The organism is Streptomyces sp. NPDC006012 (assembly GCF_042871185.1).
GTDB lineage: Bacteria > Actinomycetota > Actinomycetes > Streptomycetales > Streptomycetaceae > Streptomyces.
The window spans coordinates 1-4,107 of sequence record NZ_JBIAIE010000062.1 but is presented as its reverse complement, the minus strand read 5'-3'; the positions used below and the strand labels follow the sequence as shown (position 1 = coordinate 4,107).

Annotated in this window: 1 protein-coding gene; it reads right to left on the bottom strand. The window is 71.9% G+C overall.

What is annotated here, in order from left to right; genetic code table 11:
• On the bottom strand, window positions 1-4,107 hold a 4,107-nt coding region (locus ACFYPJ_RS38985; protein WP_389026866.1), incomplete at its 3' end, for an SDR family NAD(P)-dependent oxidoreductase.

The window sequence follows — 4,107 nt, the reverse complement described above, 5'->3', positions numbered from 1 at the left end:
CGACACACCCAACAACTCCCCACCCATCCCCAACCACTGCGTCCCCTGACCCGGAAACACAAACACCCGACGCCCCTCCACATCCGCCACCCCAGCAACCACCTGCGACGACGCAACACCCCCACCCAACGCCTCAAACCCCGAAACCACCTCACCCCGCGACCCCGCCAACACCACACCACGAGCATTCAGCTTCGCCCGAGTGCCGGCGAGTGCGTGCGCGAGTCCGGCGTCGGAGACGTTGCCGGTGTCCCGCGCGAACACCGCCAGCCGCTGCGCCTGGCCGGCCAGGGCCGCGGTTCCCCGGGCGGACACCAGCAGTGGCAGGACGTCATGCTTCGCTTCCTGGGCCGTCTCCACCGGCTGCGGCTCGGGGAGGTGTTCCAGGATGACGTGGGCGTTGGTGCCGCTCACCCCGAACGACGACACACCCGCACGCCGCGGCCCGTCCGACTGCGGCCACTCCCGCGCCTCCGCAAGCAGTTCGACCGCGCCCGAAATCCAGTCGACATGCGACGACGGCCGCTCGACGTGCAGCGTCCGCGGCAGTACGCCGTGCCGCATCGCCTCGACCATCTTGATCACACCGGCCACACCCGCGGCGGCCTGCGTATGACCGATGTTCGACTTCAACGCACCCAGCCACAACGGCCGACCGGCCGGCCGCTCCCGACCGTAGGTCGCCAGCAACGCCTGCGCCTCGATCGGATCACCCAACGTCGTACCCGTACCGTGCGCCTCCACCGCATCCACATCCGCCGCCGACAACCGCGCACTCGCAAGCGCCGCACGAATCACCCGCTCCTGCGACGGACCGTTCGGCGCCGTCAACCCATTCGACGCACCATCCTGATTCACCGCCGAACCACGCACCACCGCCAACACCCGACGCCCATGACGCCGCGCATCCGACAACCGCTCCAACAACACCACACCCACACCCTCGGCCATGCCAAAACCGTCGGCGTCATCGGAGAACGCCTTGCAGCGGCCGTCGGAGGACAGTCCCCGCTGCCGGCTGAAGCCGATGATGCCGTCGAGCGACGACATCACGGAGATGCCGCCGGCGATGGCGAGGGAGCACTCGCCGTTGCGCAGGGCCTGCCCGGCCAGGTGCATCGCGACGAGTGAGGAGGAGCAGGCGGTGTCCACCGTGACCGCGGGACCTTCGAGCCCCAGTGTGTAGGAGACCCGGCCGGACAGGACGCTCGCGGCGTTGCCGATGACGAGGTAGCCCTCGTCGGCCTGGGTGCCCTGGGTCTGCCGTCCGTAGTCCTGGCCGTGTGTGCCGACGAAGACGCCGGTGGGAGTGCCGGCCAGGGAGGTCGGGTCGAGACCGGCGCGCTCCAGGAGTTCCCAGGACACTTCGAGCAGCAACCGCTGCTGCGGGTCCATGCCCAGCGCCTCGCGCGGCGAAATCCCGAACAGTTCCGCGTCGAAGTCACCGGCTCCGTCGAGGAATCCGCCGCCGCGCACGTAGGTCTTGCCCGGGGCGTCCGGGTCCGCGTCGTAGACGGCGTCCAGATCCCAGCCACGGTCGGTGGGCAGGCCGCCGATGGCGTCGCCGCCCGCTTCCAGGAACCGCCACAGTTCCTCCGGGGAATCGATCCCGGCGGGGAACCGGCAGCCCATCGCGACGATGGCGATCGCGTCGTCGGCGTCCGGGTCCTGCGTCGTGTCGCGCGGCGCGATGGCTTCGACGGGGGCTGCGGGCACGGAGTCCATGACACCGAGCAGTTCCGTGCGCAGATGACCGGCGAGCGCCTTGGGGGTCGGATAGTTGAAGATCACGCCGGCCGGGAGCCGGACGCCGGTGGTCTCGGTGAGCCGGTTGCGCAGTTCGACCGCGGTGAGCGAGTCGAAGCCCGCTTCCTTGAAGGCGCGTGCCGCTTCCACCGCGTCCGCCGACGCGTGACCGAGTACGGCGGAGGCGACGGCGCGGACGAGGGTCAGCAGTTCCCGTTCCTGTTCGGCCGGGGCGAGCGCGGCGAGCCGTTCGGCGAGGCCGGGGCCCGTACGGTGCCCGTCGCCCTGTTCGATGGTGCGCCGGGACGAGGCCCGTACCAGGTTCCGCAGCAGGGCGGGGACTTCACCGCTGCGGCGGGTGGCGGCCAGGTCGAGCCGGATCGGCACCAGCGCCGGACGGTCCGCCGCCAGCGCCAGATCGAACAGCGCCAGGCCCTGTTCGGCGGAGAGGGCGAGCGTGCCGATCCGGGCCATCCTGGCGAGGTCGGTGTCGCTGAGCCGGCCGCCCATGCCCCGCTTCTCTGCCCACAGGCCCCAGGCCAAGGAGAGGCCGGGCAGTCCCTCGGCCCGCCGGTGGGCGGCGAAGGCGTCGAGGAACGCGTTGCCTGCCGCGTAGTTGCCCTGGCCCGCGCCGCCGAAGGTCGAGGAGGCAGAGGAGTAGACGACGAAGGCGGCGAGGTCGAGATGGCGTGTCAGCTCGTGCAGTTGCCAGACGGCATCGACCTTCGGGCGCAGCACGCTGTCCCACTGCTCGGGCCGCAGCGCGCCGATCACCCCGTCGTCGACGATCCCCGCGGTGTGAACGATGCCGACGAGGCGGTCGCCCAGCGAGTCCACGACCTCGGCGAGGAGCGTTCGGTCGGCCACGTCGCCGGCCACCGAGCGCACGGTGACGTCGTTCCCGGCCGCCGCCGCGAGTCCGGTGATCTCGGCGAGGCGTTCGTCCGGGACACCGGACCGGGAGAGAAGGACGAGTTCGCCGACGCGGTGCGCGGTCGCGAGGTGGTCGGTGACCAGCCGGCCGAGCCCGCCCGTGGCGCCGGTGACGAGGACGGCCCCGCCGGCCAGCGGTGACGTCCCGGTAGCCGGTGCGGCATGGGCACGCCGCAGCCGGGCCACGTATGCCTGTCCGTCGCGGACCGCGACCTGGGGCTCGTCGTCGGGTACGGAGAGGCCGACCAGTACGTCGGCCGTGTCGTCCGACTGGTCCCGCGGTTCGAGTTCCAGCAGGCCGAACCGGCCCGGGTTCTCCGACTGGGCGGTGCGCACGAGCCCTCGTACGGCTTCCTGCGCCAGGTCTCCGGCGCGGGTGACCACGACGAGGCGGGACGCGTCGCGGCGCGCGTCGGCCAGCCAGTCCTGGAGCACGCTCAGCGCCCGCAGTCCGACGGCGTGCACCCGCTCCGGAACGGTCTGCCGTTCGTCTCCGCCGTCGACCCGGTACACCACGGCGGCCGGTGTGTGGTCCGCTCCCCCGAGGTCTTCGTAGTACGTCCAGGCGGGCGGTGCGGCGACCGGGCCGGGCGCCGGCACCCATTCGATCTCGAAGAGGGAGTCCCGTCCGACCGGTGCGGCCTGCCGCAGGCGCTCGGGGTCGACCGGTCGTACGACGAGGCTGTCGATGTCGATGACGGGTTCACCGGTCTCGTCGGCCGCCCGGATGGTGACGCTGTCGGGCCCGGCAGGTGTGAGGGTGACGCGCAGCGCCCGCGCTCCCACCGCGTGCACCCGGACTCCCGACCAGGAGAAGGCCAGCCGGGGCCGGTCGGGCTCGGCGAAGAATCCCGAGATGCCGAGCGGGTGCAGGGCGGCGTCCAGGAGTACGGGGTGCACTCCGTAGGCTTCGCTCGCGGTGCCGGTGTCGGCGGCAGTGTCGGGCAGTCGTACCTCGGCGTACGCCCGGCCCGGTTCGGTCCACACGGCCTGTACGGCGTGGAAGGACGGGCCGTAGTCGACGGTGAGGCTGTCGTAGAACCCGTCCAGGTCGACGGGGTGGGCGGTGGTCGGGGGCCAGCTGGTGTCCGGCCGCGGGTGGCCGTCGGTGGTCCCGTGCGCGTCGCTCAGCGCGCCGCTCGCGTTCTCGGTCCACTCTCCGTCCGGTCCGACCCGGGTGTGCAGCCGTACCGGCCTGCTCCCGCGGCTGTCCGGGACGCCGACGTGGATCCGCAGGTCCACGCCGTCGGACTCCGGTACGACGATGGGGGCGGAGATCGTCAGTTCCTCGACGACCGGGGCGCCGAGGTCTTCGCCCAGGTGCGCCAGTGCGTCGAGGAGTGCGGTGCCGGGGACGAGGGGACTGCCACTGACCCGGTGATCGTCCAGCCACGGATGACTCTTCAACGAGATCCGACCCGTGAACAC